The 16,851-nt window shown below is 69.9% G+C and carries 13 protein-coding genes; 6 read left to right on the forward strand and 7 right to left on the reverse strand.

Features of this window, described 5'->3' with window-relative positions; genetic code table 11:
- Position 1 precedes the first annotated feature (1 nt).
- On the forward strand, positions 2–1,138 hold the full coding sequence (locus tag BN977_RS23275; protein ID WP_036401832.1) for a GuaB3 family IMP dehydrogenase-related protein: 1,137 nt from the start codon (positions 2–4) through the stop codon (positions 1,136–1,138).
- Positions 1,139–1,209: 71 nt separating this feature from the next.
- Positions 1,210–2,946, forward strand: a complete 1,737-nt coding sequence (locus tag BN977_RS23280; protein WP_036401834.1) for a GMC family oxidoreductase — start codon at positions 1,210–1,212, stop codon at positions 2,944–2,946.
- Between the two features lie 21 nt (positions 2,947–2,967).
- Here BN977_RS23280 and BN977_RS23285 read toward each other — a convergent pair whose 3' ends face one another.
- From BN977_RS23285 to BN977_RS23295, 3 genes are all read right to left on the reverse strand, one after another.
- Positions 2,968–5,328, reverse strand: coding sequence for a glycoside hydrolase family 65 protein (locus BN977_RS23285; protein ID WP_024455158.1), 2,361 nt, complete (start codon positions 5,326–5,328; stop codon positions 2,968–2,970).
- Positions 5,325–6,071, reverse strand: coding sequence for a beta-phosphoglucomutase family hydrolase (locus tag BN977_RS23290; RefSeq protein ID WP_036401837.1), 747 nt, complete (start codon positions 6,069–6,071; stop codon positions 5,325–5,327). The genes BN977_RS23285 and BN977_RS23290 overlap by 4 nt, the downstream gene beginning before the upstream one ends.
- Positions 6,072–6,154: 83 nt before the next feature.
- Positions 6,155–7,030, reverse strand: coding sequence for a TauD/TfdA dioxygenase family protein (locus tag BN977_RS23295; RefSeq protein ID WP_036401839.1), 876 nt, complete (start codon positions 7,028–7,030; stop codon positions 6,155–6,157).
- A gap of 64 nt (positions 7,031–7,094) precedes the next feature.
- Here BN977_RS23295 and BN977_RS23300 point away from each other — a divergent pair, with 64 nt between their 5' ends.
- On the forward strand, positions 7,095–7,679 hold the full coding sequence (locus BN977_RS23300; RefSeq protein ID WP_084172657.1) for a TetR/AcrR family transcriptional regulator: 585 nt from the start codon (positions 7,095–7,097) through the stop codon (positions 7,677–7,679).
- A 9-nt stretch (positions 7,680–7,688) separates the two neighbouring features.
- Positions 7,689–9,275, forward strand: a complete 1,587-nt coding sequence (gene guaA, locus BN977_RS23305; protein ID WP_024455154.1) for a glutamine-hydrolyzing GMP synthase — start codon at positions 7,689–7,691, stop codon at positions 9,273–9,275.
- A 12-nt stretch (positions 9,276–9,287) separates the two neighbouring features.
- On the opposite strand, the gene BN977_RS31560 is transcribed toward guaA, so the two are convergent.
- From BN977_RS31560 to BN977_RS23320, 3 genes are read right to left on the reverse strand one after another with little or no spacing between them, the layout of a single operon-like run.
- Positions 9,288–11,237 carry a hypothetical protein gene (locus BN977_RS31560; protein WP_051561836.1) on the reverse strand — a complete coding sequence of 650 codons (1,950 nt, stop codon included), beginning with the start codon at positions 11,235–11,237 and terminating at the stop codon, positions 9,288–9,290.
- A complete protein-coding gene (locus BN977_RS23315) occupies positions 11,237–12,847 on the reverse strand; it encodes a S53 family peptidase (protein ID WP_024455152.1) in 1,611 nt (536 codons plus the stop codon). Before BN977_RS23315 ends, BN977_RS31560 begins: the two co-directional genes overlap by 1 nt.
- Before the next feature lie 55 nt (positions 12,848–12,902).
- Complete coding sequence (locus BN977_RS23320) at positions 12,903–13,157, reverse strand: hypothetical protein (protein ID WP_036401845.1); 255 nt, start codon at positions 13,155–13,157, stop codon at positions 12,903–12,905.
- A gap of 337 nt (positions 13,158–13,494) precedes the next feature.
- Between BN977_RS23320 and BN977_RS23325 the strand changes: the two genes are divergently transcribed.
- Entirely contained in the window at positions 13,495–14,190 is a 696-nt protein-coding gene (locus BN977_RS23325) for a DnaE2-dependent mutagenesis accessory factor ImuA' (RefSeq protein WP_024455150.1), read from the forward strand.
- A gap of 28 nt (positions 14,191–14,218) precedes the next feature.
- The gene (locus BN977_RS23330; protein ID WP_051561838.1) at positions 14,219–15,766 is read left to right on the forward strand and encodes a DNA polymerase Y family protein; all 1,548 of its coding nucleotides are present in this window, start codon (positions 14,219–14,221) and stop codon (positions 15,764–15,766) included.
- Between the two features lie 18 nt (positions 15,767–15,784).
- On the opposite strand, the gene BN977_RS23335 is transcribed toward BN977_RS23330, so the two are convergent.
- Positions 15,785–16,834 (reverse strand): nucleoside hydrolase, encoded by a 1,050-nt coding sequence (locus BN977_RS23335; RefSeq protein ID WP_036404249.1) that lies wholly within the window; start codon positions 16,832–16,834, stop codon positions 15,785–15,787.
- Positions 16,835–16,851: the final 17 nt, after the last annotated feature.

The raw sequence follows: 16,851 nt of genomic DNA on the forward strand, positions 1-16,851 counted from the left end.
AATGCGCGACATGGTTGAAATCGGCATGGGCAGAACCGCCCGCCGCACCTACGAACTCGACGACATCAACATCGTCCCGTCCCGCCGCACCCGGTCCAGCAAGGACGTGTCGACCGCCTGGCAGCTGGACGCCTACCGGTTCGAGATCCCGGTGGTGGCGCACCCGACCGACGCCCTGGTGTCGGTGGAGTTCGCCATCGAGATGGGCCGGCTCGGCGGCCTCGGCGTGCTCAACGGCGAGGGGCTGATCGGGCGGCACGCCAATGTCGAGGAGAAGATCGCCCAGGTCACTGACGTTGCTGCCACGGCATCCGACGAAACCGCCGCCATCCGATTGCTGCAGCAGCTGCACGCGGCGCCGCTGGATCCCGACCTGCTGGGTGCCGCCGTCGCGCGGATCCGCGAAGCCGGGGTGACCACCGCGGTGCGGGTCAGCCCGCAGAACGCGCAGGCGCTGACGCCGGCCCTGGTGGCCGCCGGGATCGACCTGCTGGTCATCCAGGGCACCATCATCTCCGCCGAGCGGGTCGCCCAAGATGGCGAGCCGCTGAACCTCAAGACATTCATCTCCGAACTCGACGTCCCGGTGGTCGCCGGCGGCGTGCTGGACCACCGCACCGCGCTGCATCTGATGCGCACCGGTGCCGCCGGCGTCATCGTCGGTTACGGCTCCACCCACGGCGTGACGACCAGCGACGAGGTGCTCGGCATCAGCGTGCCGATGGCCACCGCCATCGCCGACGCCGCCGCGGCCCGCCGCGAATACCTCGACGAGACCGGTGGGCGGTACGTGCACGTGCTGGCCGACGGCGATATCCACACCTCCGGCGACCTGGCCAAGGCCATCGCCTGCGGCGCCGACGCCGTGGTGCTGGGCACCCCGCTAGCCACCGCTGCCGAAGCGCTCGGCGGCGGCTGGTTCTGGCCGTCGGCGGCCGCCCACCCGTCGTTGCCGCGCGGTGCGCTGCTGCAGGTGGCGCTCGGGGAACGGCCCTCGCTCAAGCAGGTGCTCGACGGCCCGTCCGACGACCCGTTCGGTTCGCTGAATCTGGTCGGCGGGCTGGCCAGGTCGATGGCCAAGGCCGGCTATTGCGATCTCAAGGAGTTCCAGAAGGTCGGGCTGACCGTCGGAGGCTGAAGCCGACGACTTCTTTACAAGTTAGGCCTTCCTGTCTAGAAGTTACCTATCGGTAGCGTCATACTGATCACATGCAGCCTGACTATGACGTCGTGATCATCGGCTCGGGTTTCGGGGGCAGCGTCAGCGCGCTGCGGCTCACCGAGAAGGGCTACCGGGTGGGAGTCCTGGAAGCCGGCCCGCGCTACGCCGACGCGGATTTCGCCAAGACCTCCTGGGATCTGCGCCGTTTTCTGTGGGCGCCGCAGCTGGGCATGTACGGCATCCAGCGCATCCACCTGCTGCGCAACTGCATGATCCTGGCCGGTGCCGGGGTGGGCGGCGGATCGCTCAACTACGCCAACACCCTGTACGTGCCACCGGAGCCGTTCTTCGCCGACAAGCAGTGGTCGGGCATCACCGACTGGCGGTCGGAGTTGATGCCGCACTACGAGCAGGCGCAGCGGATGCTGGGCGTGGTGACCAACCCGACCTTCACCGATGCCGACCGGTTGATGAAAGAGGTTGCCGACGACATGGGGGTGGGCGACACCTTCGTCGCCACCCCGGTCGGGGTGTTCTTCGGCCCGGACGGGCAGAAGGCGCCGGGCAAGACCGTCCCGGACCCGTATTTCGGCGGTGCCGGGCCGGCCAGGACCGGCTGCATCGAATGCGGCGAATGCATGACCGGGTGCCGGCACGGCGCCAAGAACACCCTGGTGAAGAACTACCTGGGGCTGGCCGAATCGGCCGGCGCGCAGGTGCATCCGATGACGACGGTGACCAGCTTCAGCCAACGGCCCGACGGGGTGTGGGAGATCCACACCGCCCGCACCGGCAGCAAGGTGCGGCGCAAGCGCAAGACGTTCACCGCCACCCACCTGATCGTGGCGGCGGGCACCTACAACACCCAAAAGTTGCTGTTCAAGATGCGCGACACGGGCAAGCTGCCCAAGTTGTCGCAGCGCCTCGGCGTGCTGACCCGGACCAACTCCGAATCGATCGTCGGTGCGCAGACCCTCACGGTGTCCCCGGAGCGCGACCTGACGCACGGGGTGGCCATCACCTCCTCGATCCACCCGACGGCGGACACCCACGTCGAACCGGTGCGCTACGGCAAGGGCTCCAACGCGATGGGTCTGCTGCAGACCCTGATGACCGACGGCGCCGGGCCCGGCGGCACGGACGTGCCGCGGTGGCGGCAGTTCTTGAACCAGGCCGGCGAGGATCCCCGTGGCCTGATCCGGTTGCTCAACCCGCAGCGCTGGAGCGAACGCACCGTCATCGCACTGGTGATGCAGCACCTGGACAACTCCATCACCACCTTCACCAAGCGCGGACCGCTGGGCAAGCGCATCCTGTCCTCCGAGCAGGGACACGGTGAGCCCAACCCGACCTGGATCCCGGCCGGCAACGAGGTGACCCGCCGGCTCGCCGAGAAGATCGACGGCGTGGCCGGCGGCACCTGGGGCGAGCTGTTCAACATCCCGCTCACCGCGCACTTCCTCGGCGGTGCGGCCATCGGTGACAGCCCCGAGACCGGTGTCATCGACCCGTATCACCGGGTGTACAACTACCCGACGCTGTATGTCACCGACGGCGCCGCGATCTCGGCGAATCTCGGTGTGAATCCGTCGCTTTCGATCACCGCGCAGGCCGAACGGGCGGCGTCGTTGTGGCCCAACAAGGGCGAACAGGACCAACGGCCCGCCCAAGGGCTGCCCTACCAGCGGCTGTCGCCCATCCCGCCGGTGCATCCGGTGGTGCCGGCCGACGCGCCGGGTGCGTTGCGGCGTCTGCCGATCACCCCGGTCAGCTCGGCGGGCTGACCGGGGTAGCCGGCGCGGCGCTCACTCGGAGACGAGGTGGCGCCGCATCGGTTCCCGGCCGACGGGCTGCGGCGGCACCGGCAGCAGCGGCTTGCGCGGGTGGACGTCGACGGTCGTCGGTTCCTGCGTGGTGAGTTCGAGGTCGGCTCCGGCGTGCCGGATGGTCAGCCTGGCATCCGGGCCGTCGCGCAGGCCGTAGGTCACCTGGTGGTGGGTGGCGTCGACGGTCAGCCGGAAATCCTTCCAGCGCAACCGGAACCGCAGCCGGGTGATCCCGTCGGGCAGGTGCGGATCCAGCGCCAGCATGCCCTCGTCGTCGCGCAGTCCGCCGAACCCGGCGACCAGCGCCGTCCACGCGCCGGCCAGCGAGGCCATGTGCAGGCCGTCGCGGGTGTTGTGATGCAGGTCGCGCAGGTCGATCAGCGCGGCTTCGTAGGCGTAATCGTGGGCCAGCTCCAGGTGCCCCACCTCGGCGCACATGACGGCCTGGGTGCATGCCGACAACGACGAGTCCCTGGTGGTGCGGCGTTCGTAATAGTCGACATTGCGGGCCTTCTCGGTGGGGGAGAAGGCGTGGCTGTGCCAGTGCATCGCCAGCACCAGATCGGCCTGCTTGAGCACCTGGGTCGGGTAGAGCCGTACGTAGTGTTCGTGCAGCAACAGCGGGTACTGGGTGTCGGCCGTGAAGTCCCACTCCGCGAGGTTGGTGAAACCCTCGCACTGCGCGTGCACCCCGAGCTCCTTGTCGAACGGGATGTGCACCGCGGCAGCCGCATCCCGCCAGGCGGCGGTCTCCTCGGTGGTGACGCCGATGGTGTGGGCCGCCTCGGGGTGACGCAGGCAGGCGGCGGCGGCCACCCGAAGATTGTGTGCCGCCATCAGATTCGTGAACACATTGTCGGTCACCAGCGCGGTGTACTCGTCGGGGCCGGTGACCCCGTCCAGGTGCCACACCCCGTGCCGGTCGTGATGCCCCAGCGACAGCCACAGCCGCGCGGTCTCGACGAGCACCGCCAGCCCGCATTCGCGTTCCAGGCTGTCGTCGCCGGTGACCACGCGGTAGCGCTCGAACGCCATGGCGATATCCGCGTTGATGTGCCAGGCCGCCGTGCCGGCCGGCCAGTAGGCCGAGCACTCCTCGCCGCGGATGGTGCGCCACGGGAAGCTGGCGCCCGCCAGGCCCAGTTGGCGCGCCCGGTCCTTGGCCAGGTCCAGGGTGGCCGCCCGCCAGCGCAGCGCGTCGGCCGCGGCGTGCGGCTTGGTGTAGGTGAGCACCGGGAGCACGAAACCCTCGGTATCCCAGAACGCATGGCCGTCATAGCCGGTACCGGTGAGCCCCTTGCCGGGGATCGCCCTGCGTTCGGCACGCGCGCTGGCCTGCAGCACGTGGAACAACCCGAACCGCACCGCTTGCTGGCAGTCGGGGTCACCGAACACCTCGACATCGGCGCTGTCCCAGAACTCGTCGAGATACGCTCGCTGGCCGTCGAGCAGGCCCTGCCAGCCGCTGTACTTCGCGCCGGCCAGCGCCCCGGCGGCCTGGTCGCGCAGCGCCGGGCGCGAGCGCAGACTGGACCAGCCATAGGCCAGATACTTGACGATGCGCAGTTTCTGACCGGGCCGCAGACCGCAGATCACCGTCGTGCGGGCCAGATCGGGACGGGAATCGGTAGTGATCTCGACCCGGCCGGGAACCTCGACGTCGTGATCCATAGCGGCAGCCATCATCAGTCCGCTGGCCGTCGTCTGGTGCACCAGCAGGCCCCCGGTCTCGGTGTGCTCGTGATGCACCGCCTGCAGCGGGTGCTCCAGCCGGGTGGCCACTCGGGGATCGTCCGATCGTTCGGGTTGGTCCTCGTTGGCGACCAGCTCGGATTGCACTGTCAGACGGACGAATTCGTCGAGAGCCTCGACGACATACTCGATGGCGGCCACGCTGCGCTGGGTCAGTGACACCAGCCGGGTCGAGGTGACCTTGACTTGTTTGCCTGCCGGCGAACGCCATTGGGCCACCCGTGACAACGTGCCGGCCCGCAGATCGAGCACCCGTTCGTGGTCGACGAGTTCGCCGTACCGGACGTCGAAGGGTTCGTCGTCGACGAGCAAGCGCAGGATCTTGCCGTTGGTGATGTCGACGATGGTCTGGCCGGCTTCCGGGTAGCCGAATCCGCTCTCCGCGTAGGGCAGGGCCTGGGTTTCGTAGAACGAGTTGAGATACGTACCCGGCAATCCGTGCGGTTCGCCCTCGTCGAGGTTGCCGCGCAGTCCGATATGCCCGTTCGACAGCGCGAAGATCGATTCCGCCTGGGCCAGCATGTCCAGGTCCAGCCGCGTCTCGCGGATCTGCCAGGGTTCGACCGGAAATGCGTCGTGGGTGATCATCGGCCGTCCCGCAACAGGTCGGCGAGGTCAGTGACGACGATATCGGCGCCGTGCGAACGCAATTCGTCGGCTTGACCGACCCGATCCACGCCCACCACACAGCCGAACTTCCCGGCGCGGCCGGCGGCCACACCGGCCAGCGCGTCCTCGAAGACGGCGGCGGCGGCCGGCTCGGTGTCCAGCAGTTGCGCGGCCCGCAGGAACGAATCCGGCGCCGGTTTACCGGGCAGGTGCTCCTCGCGCAGCGTGACGCCGTCGACGCGCTGCTGCACATAGCGGGCCAGCCCGGTCACCTCCAGCACCTCGCGGGTGTTGGCACTGGAGGACACCACCGCCACGCCGAGTCCCGCGCCGGCGGCCTCGGCCAGGTAGCGCCGGGAGCCGTCGAACACGGTCACCCCGTCGGTGTGCAGCACCCGCTGGAACATGGCGTTCTTGCGGTTGCCCAGGCCGGCTACCGTCTCGGCCTCCGGGGGATCGTCGGGTCCGCCCTCGGGCAGGTCGATACCGCGGCTGTTCAGGAAGGCGCGGACCCCGTCCTCGCGGCGCTTGCCGTCGACATAGGTGAGGTAGTCGTGGTCGATGTCGAACGGCATGAACGGCTCACCGGTGCGGATTGCGCGGGCCCGGAGGTAGTCATCGAACATCGCCTTCCACGCCGTCTTGTGCACGCTGGCGGTGTCGGTGAGCACGCCGTCCAGGTCGAACAGGCAGGCGCGCACGCCGTCGGGCAGGCCCAGCATCGCGGCCTCGCTTTCGCATAGTGGACAGGTCTACTCCACCATGCCCGTTTCGGGCTCGTCTCATACTTGGCCAGACTGTGAGTTCAGCCGGCCCGGCGCTCCAGCACATCGCCGACGGCGCGGCTGGTCCGGCCGTACACGTCGACCGGGACATCGCCGGCCAGCGTGACCCGGTGCATCACCCGGCGCTGGTCGTCGTAGTCGTCGACGGCGCGGTGCTGCGTGGCCCGGTTGTCCCACATGGCCACGTCACCGGGCGCCCAGGTCCACCGAATGGTGTTCTCCGGCACGGTGATCCGGCGTTGCAACAGGTCCAGCAGGGCATGGGATTCGTGGCTGTCCATGCCGAGCAGGCCGCGCACGAAATCGCCGGCGAGCAGGGTGCGTTCGCCCGTCTCGGGGTGCACCCGCACCACCGGGTGCTCGGTGCGGAAATCCGGCTTGCCGAACATCTCGCGTAGCGCGCGCTGGGTGTCGGTGGCCTCGTCGGCCGGTGCGGCGGCGTAGTCGTAACGGTTGCTGTGCAGGGCCCACAGGTTCTCGGCGAGGCGCTTGAGCGGATCGGGCAGCGCGTCGTAGCCGGCCGCGGTCGAGGCCCACAGCGTCGAGCCGCCGTAACTGGGCAGGGTCACCGCCCGCAGCACCGAGATGGCCGGGTAGTCGGGCAGGAAGGTGACGTCGGTGTGCCAGCGGGTGGCCTTCGCGTACTCGGAGTCGATCGGTGCGATGACGCCGGCGCCCTTGAAGGCGTGGTGGCCGATGGGGGTTCCGAGCAGTCCGGCGAAGGCCTGCTGGCCGTCGTCGTCGAGATGGTGCTGGTCACCGAAGAACACCACCTTGTGACGCAACAGGGCGGTGCGGATGACGGTGACGGTGGCGGCGTCGAGGTCGCCACCGAGGGTGACGCCGTCGATGCGGGCGCCGATACGGCTGCCGAGCTGGGTGACGGTGATGGTCATATCGGTCCTTCGGATGGAGCGCGGAGCGGTGTAGTCGGCTGACTACACCGGCTACTGTAGTCACGTGACTACAAGCTCGCCACCGTCCGGCCGGGAGGAAGTGGTGGCGGCCGTGCTGGATGCCGCGGCGGACCTGTTCGCGCAGCGAGGACCCGCCGCCACCTCGATCCGGGACATCGCCACCGCCTCCCGGGTCAACCACGGCCTGGTCTACCGCCACTTCGGCACCAAGGAACGGCTGGTCGGCGCGGTGCTGGAACATCTGGGCGGCAATCTGATCGCGCTGACGTCGCAGGGGGCGCCGGCCGCCGATATCGAGCACGCCACCGACCGGCACATCCGCGTGCTGGCCAGGGCCCTGCTGGACGGATATCCGGTGGGCCAGCTGCAGACCAGATTCCCGAACATCGCCCTGCTGCTGGAGGCGGTGCGGCCCGGCTACGGCGACGACGACCGCGGCGCCCGGCTGGCGGTCGCCAATGCCGTTGCCCTGCAACTCGGTTGGCGCCTGTTCGAGCCGTTCCTGCGCTCGTCGACCGGACTCGACGACGTCACCGACACGCAGTTGCGCGACGTCGTCGGCGCCCAGATGGACCGGATCCTGAGCCCGGACGGAGGCCGACCCGGCGCGCGGCGGCACAACTCTTAGACTGTTCAGGTGGAAAACGCCTCGGCAGACGCTTCTCGCGCCAGCGGCTCATCGCAGTCCCGCCCCGTCCTCGTCGTCGACTTCGGCGCGCAGTACGCCCAGCTGATCGCCCGGCGCGTGCGTGAGGCGCGGGTGTTCTCCGAGGTGATCCCGCACACCGCGACGGTCGAGGAGATCAAGGCCCGCGACCCGCAGGCCATCGTGCTCTCCGGCGGACCGGCCAGTGTGTACGCCGACGGGGCGCCCAAGCTGGACCCGGCCCTGTTCGACATCGACGTGCCGGTGTTCGGCATCTGCTACGGCTTCCAGGCCATGGCCCAGGCGCTCGGCGGCACGGTGGCGCACACCGGCACCAGTGAGTACGGCCGCACCGAACTGAAAGTGTCCGGCGGACAACTCCATTCGGAACTGCCGGAGTCACAGCCGGTCTGGATGAGCCACGGTGACGCCGTCACCGCGGCGCCGGCCGGGTTCGACGTCGTGGCCACCAGTGCCGGCGCGCCCGTCGCCGCCTTCGAGGACCGGTCCCGCCGGCTGGCCGGTGTGCAATATCACCCCGAGGTGCTGCACTCGCCGCACGGCCAGCAGGTGCTGAGCCGGTTCCTGCACGACTTCGCCGGCATCGGGGCGTCGTGGACCCCGGCCAACATCGCCGACCAGCTCATCGAGGCGGTGCGCGAACAGATCGGGGACGGCCGCGCCATCTGCGGACTGTCCGGCGGGGTGGACTCGGCGGTGGCCGCGGCCCTGGTGCAGCGTGCCATCGGCGACCGGCTCACCTGTGTCTTCGTCGACCACGGCCTGTTGCGGGCGGGGGAGCGGGCGCAGGTGCAGCGCGACTTCGTCGCCGCGACGGGGGCCAAGCTGGTGACCGTCGACGTGGCCGACCGCTTCCTGGACGCGCTGACCGGCGTCACCAACCCCGAGGGCAAGCGCAAGATCATCGGCCGCGAGTTCATCCGGGCCTTCGAGGGCGCGGTGCGCGACACCCTCAGTGAATTCGATATCGACTTCCTGGTGCAGGGCACGCTGTACCCGGACGTCGTCGAGTCCGGCGGTGGCAGCGGCACCGCCAACATCAAGAGCCACCACAACGTCGGCGGCCTGCCCGAGGACCTGAAGTTCAAACTCGTCGAGCCGCTGCGGCTGCTGTTCAAGGACGAGGTTCGCGCCGTCGGCCGGGAACTGGGTCTGCCGGAGGAAATCGTTGCGCGCCAACCCTTCCCGGGCCCCGGTCTGGGTATCCGCATCGTCGGGGAGGTGACCGCGTCGCGGCTGGACACCCTGCGCCGCGCCGATGCGATCGCCCGCGAGGAGCTCACCACCGCCGGCCTGGACCACCAGATCTGGCAGTGCCCGGTGGTGCTGCTCGCCGATGTCCGCTCGGTCGGCGTGCAGGGCGACGGCCGCACCTACGGCCATCCCATCGTGCTGCGCCCGGTCTCCAGCGAGGACGCCATGACCGCGGACTGGACCCGGGTGCCCTACGACGTGCTGGAGCGGATCTCGACCCGCATCACCAACGAGGTGCCCGAGGTGAACCGGGTGGTGCTCGACATCACCAGCAAGCCGCCGGGCACCATCGAATGGGAGTGACCGCAGGCGAATTCAGCGCGGCGGGTCGCCCCGCCAGCTGAAGCTGTTGACGTACTTGCCCATGTCCAGGGCGATCTCCAGGCCGACCGCCGACGGTTTACCCGAGCCGAAGTCCGGGCCGAACGCGTGGTACGGCCCGACCGCGCCGGCCACCAGGGCGACGCCGTTCTTGACCGCCGCGATCACCACCACCCGCATCCTGGTGTAGCTGCTCATGGCGCCCTGCGGCCAGCAGTCGGCGACCAGGCCGTAGCCGGGCTGGTAACCGACCATCGCATTGGGGATCTCGTAGGCGATCTTGGTGTCGGGGAAGGTCTTCTTCACCAACGCGTTGGCGATGTCGCGGGGCGACCGGCCGTCGGCCGGCTCGCTGAACAACCGCAGCGTGCCGCCGTCGCTCGCCTCGAAGACCGCCGTCACGCTGTTGTCGGTGGTGCTCACCTTGTAGGCAGAATCGGGGGACGGATAGGAGACCGAGAAGGAGCCGTCGGCCGCGATGAAGCGTGGGTTGACGTTGACCGGCTGCCCCATCGGCGGCCGGCCGCAGTCCGGCGGGCAGACGTAACGTGCCGACGGTTTCTCCAGCAGGCCGGACAGGCCGACCAGACCGCCGGCCACCACCAGGATCGAGATGCTCAGCACGAGGGCCAGCCAACGGAAGGACGTCTTGCGGGGCGGCGGCGCGGTGAAGGTCCCGGCGTGCAACGAATAGCCCGGTGCCAGACCGACGATGATCGGGCCCGCCGTCTGCTCCTCGGCGAGCCGGATCGGACGTTCCACCCGTCGCGAGTTGCGGGACTTGCGTGACGACGCGTGCATCGCGGCGCCGCAGTTCGCGCAGAACGGGGCGTCGGGCACGACGTGGTTGCACTCGGTGCACAGCAGGGGTTCGTCGGCGTGCATGTCGTCCTGGGCCTCGTGCAACAGCGCCAGGTGCAGGCCGATGCGCAGGGCCAGCAGCGCGAGCATGGAGAGCGTCAGGTGGACGGCCAGTTGCAGCCACTGCGGGACGCGGGCGACGTCGACCAGCCCCAGCGCGGCGTAGACCGCGACGACGACCACCGCGATCGAGACCAGGGTGAGGCGCACGAACCCGCGGTTGTTGCCGGCCTTGGACGGCGGCCGGGTGAACCACAGTGCGGCGCCGATCAATCCGCCGACGGCGGCCGCGGTGAGCGGGACGGCGATCCCGCGGATACCCGCCTCCACCAGCAGGCCGTCCAGCGGCCGGGCGCGGGCCACCATGCCGGTGGTGAACTGCGGAGCCAGCCGGGTCAGGGTGGCCGCGCCGGTGAAGGTCAGTGCCCCCAGCGCGCCGATGGCGTAGCCGTCCAGGGCTTCTCGCACGCCGGGGCGGGTCAGCCGGACCACGACGGCGGGGATCAGCATGATGATCATCGCGCCGACCGGGATGCCGATACCGTCGCGCACGATCCGGGAACCGGCGATGCCGGCGCCCAGCGGCACACCGTAGGCGCGGGCCACCGCGGCGCCGGTCAGCAATACCCACACCACACCGAGGCCGATGCCGAGTGCCGCGGTGAGAGCCAGGGTGCGGCGCGGAATGTCTTCGGCCAGATCGGATTCCCGCAGATACATCAGGAACAACAGCGGCAGGCCCAGGGAGGCCACGGTGATGAGCGCGGCGGGCAGCCGGAACACCGTCGCCACCGTCAGGGCCACCACCAGCAGGGCCAGGCCCAGCAGGAATGCCTTGCGGGACCGCGGGGACAGGTGCGGGAACAGGGAACTGGTGACCGACGGTGTCAGCAGATGCTGGCCGGGGGCGGCGCTGAACGTCCTGGCCCGCAGCCAGTGCGGGCCGTCGCCGGCCTGGTGCTCGGCGAGCGGCACGCCGCACAGCCCGCAGTACTTGCCTGCGGGGACGTCGACCCGGCAGACCGGACATTCGACCATGCCCGGTGCGGGGGAGGAGGTTCCGGTGTCGTCGGTGGTGGTCATCAGGCCTGGATTCGTTGTGCGATGAGCAGATTGCGGGCGAGGTTGTCGATGTCGGGGGTGCCCAATCCGGTCACCAGGTCATAACCCGGACCCGCCAGGTCGACGGCGTTGGCGCCCAGGGTGATGTCCCGGAACGCCGGGCGCGGTGCGCCGGAGGCGATGCGGTACAGCAACGGGTTGATCTCACCGATCAGGGTGCCGCCGTTGGCGAGCAGGTACTGGTCCATGACCGCGGTCAGCCCGGCCCAGATCGGCGCGGACTGTGATGTGCCGCCGCCGATCACCACGTCACCGTTGAGCACGATCTTCACCCCGGTGAACGGGTCGGCCACCGCCGAGATGTCCGGGGTCATCCGCTTGCCGGTCCGGCGTTCCGGTGCCACCTGCGCGGCCGCGGCCTGCTGCCAGGGCGGCAGGTCGAACAGGGCGGACAGCCCGCCGCCGGTGCCCTGGGACAGCGGCACGTCGAACCAGGTCTGTTCGGCCAGCCAGGTGCCGCGGTCGTCGGTGGACAGCGTGGTGCCGCCGACACTGGTCATCTCGGGGATCGACGACACCGAATCCAGCCCGATGTCGTCGGGTCCGGGCACCGAGTCCCAGTCGGTGCCGCCCTTGCATTCCAGGCCGGCCAGGTCACCGCTGGCGTTGTAGGCCGTGGTGCCGTGCGACTGGGCGGCCCGCAGCGCCGAGCGCACCGGGGCCAGATCGGCCGCGGTGAGCAGCTTGTCGCAGCCCCAGCCGATCGACAGGCTCCAGACGGCGCCGGGGTAGGCGCGGTCGGTGTCCTCGAACAGCTTGCCGATCTTCTGGTAGGCACCGTCGCCCTGCACGGTCGGCCGGGCATTGACCACGACCTTGCGGGCATCGGGCGCAACGGCATGCGCCACCTGCAGATCCATCGTCGTCTCGCCGTGCGCCACCGGGAGTGGGTCGCCGAGGGTCTCCGGGGTGAACTGGGGCAGGCCGAACATGGCGGAGAACGTGTCCAGATCCTTCTGGTCGTAACCGCTGAACGCGAAGATGACGATCGTGGTGCCCTTGCCGGTGAAGCCGTCGGCGGCGAGCTTGTCGGCGTTGTAGGTGGTCAGCAGGGCGTCGGGGGACAGGCCGCGGTCGGGGACGTCCAGCGCGATATCGGGCCGGGACACGTGGTGCGGGGTGTATCCCAGGATCCGCCCGAGTTCGGTGACCTCGCCGCGCAGCGCCTCGGGTACCTGGGGCTGCTGGGGCGAAGCGTAGAACTGCTGGCCCTGCTTGCCCCGGTAGTCGTGCACGGTGACGTCGAAGGCGCGCGCGATGGCGTCCGGATTGCCCTCGACGATGGCCCAGTCGTCACTGGGGCGCCATGAGACCGTGAGTCCCCGGTCATGCGTCCAGTCGATGAGATCGTCGGGACGCTGGTGACCGGCGAGCGCGGCCGTCAGCTGGATCTGCTGCGGCCGGGCCGGACCGAGGTCGGTGGAGGCAGCCAACAGCGACGCGTAGGGACCTTGGATGAGGTTGGTCCCCAAGAGATGTCGGCTGATCGGCAGATCAGAGGCAAAGACCAGCACACCGGCCAGCAGGAGCGCCGGAAGCCAGTGGGCGATGCCCGTGTGGTGTCGGTTCACGTTCCGAGGTGCCGGGTCCGCACGTCGGCAGACCCGGCTCACTCGTACCGGCGTGTCAGTTGTCCCCGGGGATCGCCGTCGGCGCCGGCGGGGCCTTCACCGTGGGGGTGAACTTGTTACCACCGGAGGGGCTGATCGACTTCTCGGTGGGCTCGACCGACGGGGCCGTGGTGGTGGTCGTCGTCGTGGTGGTCGACGTCTCGGGAGACTTCTTCTCCTCGGTGCCGCAGGCGGCGGTGAAGCCGATCATCGCGAGGATGGCAGCGCCCCCGATGGCCGCCGAGACACGGCGGGTCAGACGTGAATTCATGATGCGGTCCTTACCTCTCCCCCGAGTGGTGTATGAGCCGGCCTTCGGGGAATCGTTGTCGATTCCGCACGGTTCGCAGTCATCCTACCTGGTGATTCGCTGTGCTCCCGTACATCAGTCCCATTCCGAAGCGGGTTCTGGTGCCCAGACTTTAGCGCAGCGCCCAGCGCGCCGCACAGGCATTTCACAGGGGCTCGCGTTGCTGGTCGGAGGGGCTGCGTCGCCGTTTGGGCAGGCCGTCGGGCTGCGCTTGACGGTGATTCGACAGAAGTGTTTACTCGAGCAATCGAACACGCGTTCGAATGCAGCTGAAACCGATGGTGCGGGAGGTGCTGTTGTGACAGTGGCTTCCGGCCTGGATGTGCATCGCATAAATCGCGATGACCAGGTCGAACACCTGAGAAGAAGAATAGCCGAAGTCTCGGCGAGGGTGGGCTCCCGAAGTCGGGGCGGGGTGCGCGCAGACACCGCGGAACCCGAGTCGGAAAGTTTGCTGAAACTACCCGAAACCCTTGCCGGGAGGCTCCCGGTGGCGTTGCCGCGCGGGACCGTGGCCGTGCTCACCGGGGCTCGGTCGCTCCCGTTGAGCATGGTGGCCGCGGTGACGGCGGCCGGCGGGCATGCCGCGATCGTCGGGCAGCCCCGGGCCTGCCTGCTGGCCGCGGCCGAGATGGGAGCGGACCTGAGCCGGATCGCGGTGATCCCGGACCCCGGTGCCGATCCGGTCGAGGTGGCCGCGGTCCTGCTGGACGGTCTGGATCTGGTGGTTCTCGACCTGGCCGGCCGGGTGGTTCCGGGCGCCCGGGCCCGTGCGGTGACGGCGCGGGCCCGGCAGAAGGGGTGCACGCTGTTGGTCACCGGCGGGGACTGGCCTGGGGCGCAGGCCCGGCTGGATGCCACCGTCAGTGGATATGAGGTGATCGGCGCGGGTGCTGCCGGACCGGTGCCCGGGTGTGGGCGGCTCGGCCGGGTGCGGCTGGTGACCCGCAGTCGCGGCCGGATCCCCGGTCTGGCGCGCGCCGTGGGTGGCTAGCGTGTCCCGGGTTCTCGCGCTCTGGTGCATGGATTGGCCCGCGGTGGCCGCGGCCTCGGCCGCCGGTCTGGCGGCCACCGATCCGGTCGCGGTGACGTTGGCCAACCGGGTCATCGCGTGTTCGGCATCGGCGCGGGCCGTCGGGGTACGGCGCGGTCTGCGCCGGCGCGAGGCCCAGGCCCGGTGCCCGCAGTTGCACGTCAGTACCGCCGACCCGGCACGCGACGCCCGGCATTTCGAGGGGGTGACGGCGGCGGTCGACGAGGTGGTGCCCCGCGCGGAGGTGCTGCGGCCCGGCCTGCTGGTCATGCCGGTGCGGGGAGCGGCCCGCTATTTCGGATCCGAGCATGCCGCGGCGGAACGGTTGGTCGACGCGGTCGCCGCGGCCGGGGCCGAATGCCAGACCGGGATCGCCGACCGATTGGCCACGGCGGTGTTCGCGGCGCGGGCCGGCCGGATCGTCGAACCGGGAGAGGATGCCCGATTCCTGGCCGATCTGTCCATCCGGGAATTGGCCACCGAACCGAGCCTGGCGTCACCCGGCCGGGACGAGCTCGCGGACCTGTTGTGGCGCATGGGGATCCGGAGCATCGGTCAGTTCGCCGAACTGTCCCGCACCGATGTGGCGTCCCGGTTCGGCGCGGATGCGATCGCCGCGCACCGATTCGCCTGCGGTGAGCCGTCCCGCGGGCCGTCGGGGCGCGAACCGGAACGTGACCTCGATGCCGTGATGCACTGTGATCCGCCGATCGACCGGGTGGACGCGGCGGCTTTCGCCGGCCGGTCGCTGGCCGGTGAGCTGCACCGCAGCCTGGAGTCGGCCGGTGTGGGTTGCACCCGGCTGGCCATTCAAGCGGTCACCGCCAACGGTGAGGAGCTGCAACGGGTTTGGCGGTGCGCCGAACCGCTGACCGAGGATGCCACCGCCGATCGGGTGCGCTGGCAGCTCGACGGCTGGCTCACTCGCCGTGGTCTCGGCCACGCTGGTCCAACGGCTCCCATCACCATGCTGCGGCTGCATCCGGTCGAGGTGGTGTCGGCGGGTGCACTGCAGTTGCCGCTGTGGGGATCCTCGGGTGACGACGACCGCCTGCGGGCCCGGCGCGCGCTGGTGCGGGTGCAGGGCCTGCTGGGGCCGGAAGCGGTGCAGGTGCCGGTGCTCAGCGGTGGGCGCGGGCCGGCCGAGCGCATCACGTTCACGGCGCTGGGTGACGAACCGGTGCCCGCGGCCGACCCGGACCAGCCGTGGCCGGGACAATTGCCCGAGCCCGCGCCTGCGGTCCTGCTCGACGATCCGGTGGAACTTCTTGACGCCGAGGGTAATCCGGTACGGGTGACGGCTCGCGGACTGTTCTCCACCGACCCGGCCCAGCTGAGATCACCGGAACATTCCGCGGCGTTGCAGTGGTGGGCCGGGCCGTGGCCGGTCGACGAACGGTGGTGGGATCCGGGATCGGCGCGGGCCGGCCGCACCGCGCGGGCGCAGGTGCTGCTCGGCGGCCGAGCCGACCCGGGGCCGGCCATGCTGCTGTGTTACCGGCAGCGCCGCTGGTATGTGGAGGGGATCTACGAATAGTGCTGCCGCGCAGCGGCTTCAGGCGAGTCGCTGCGCAAACGGGCCCACCCGCGCGATGAACCGGTCGAAGAAGGCGGCCGGATCGACCTCCACCCCGACGTGCGCATTGAGGTCGCGCCCCCACCGGCCGTTCCAGTCGGCCACCGTCATGGCACGGGTCAGGGTGCCGGTCAGCTCGACGTCGACGGTGGCCTGCCGGCAGCGCACCAGGTCCGGGTCCAGGGCCACTGCCGCGGCCAGCGGGTCGTGCAGATGCGCGAGATAACCCTCGCCCTGGTCGAAATGGAACTCGAAGTAGAACCGCATCGCGTCCTCGAGCACCCGGATCAACGGATTCGCCGCCGTGGACCGGGTACCGCGATCGTCGAGCACGCTCATCTGCGCCGACGGCGCCCCCGCCGCGGCCGCGAGCCGGGCCAGGATGGACGGTGTCATCACCGCGTTCTCGGTCAGGTTGAGGCCCAGGATGATCGGCAGGTGGGTCGGTTTGTGCAGACCCCACGCCGCACCCCAGACCGCGAACACCTCGGCCGCCGCCTCCGGATCGACACTGATGTTCCACTCCGCGACGGCCGTGGTGTTGCCGCGATAGTCGAACGCCCCGCCCATGATCACCAGCCGGCGCAACAGCCGCGGCAACGCCGGTTCCTTGCGCAGCGCCAGCGCCAGATTGGTCAGTGGTCCGGTGACCAACCCGATCAGCTCACCGGGATACGCATGGGCGGCGCCCACCCAGGCTTCGGCGGCGTCGTAGGGCGCCGGCGCCTGATCGCCGGCCGGTAACCGGGCATAGCCCAAACCCTCTGGGCCATGGGTGTCCTCGGCCGTGCGCAACGGGATGCTCAGGGGGTTCTCGGCACCCTTGGACACCTCGACACCGGTGATGCCGCACAACGTCAGCAGGCCCAGATTGTTGACGCACACCCGATCCACCGGCACATTGCCCGCCGTCGACGCGATGCCCACCACCTCGGCGTCGGCACTGGCGAACAGGTACGCCAGGGCCATCGCATCATCGACACCGGTGTCCACGTCGGCGAACACCGGCTGCCTCGTTGTGCCCGTCACGTCGCCCACCCTAGGAC

Origin of the sequence: Mycolicibacterium cosmeticum (genome assembly GCF_000613185.1) — a bacterium.
In the GTDB taxonomy this organism is placed as follows: domain Bacteria; phylum Actinomycetota; class Actinomycetes; order Mycobacteriales; family Mycobacteriaceae; genus Mycobacterium; species Mycobacterium cosmeticum.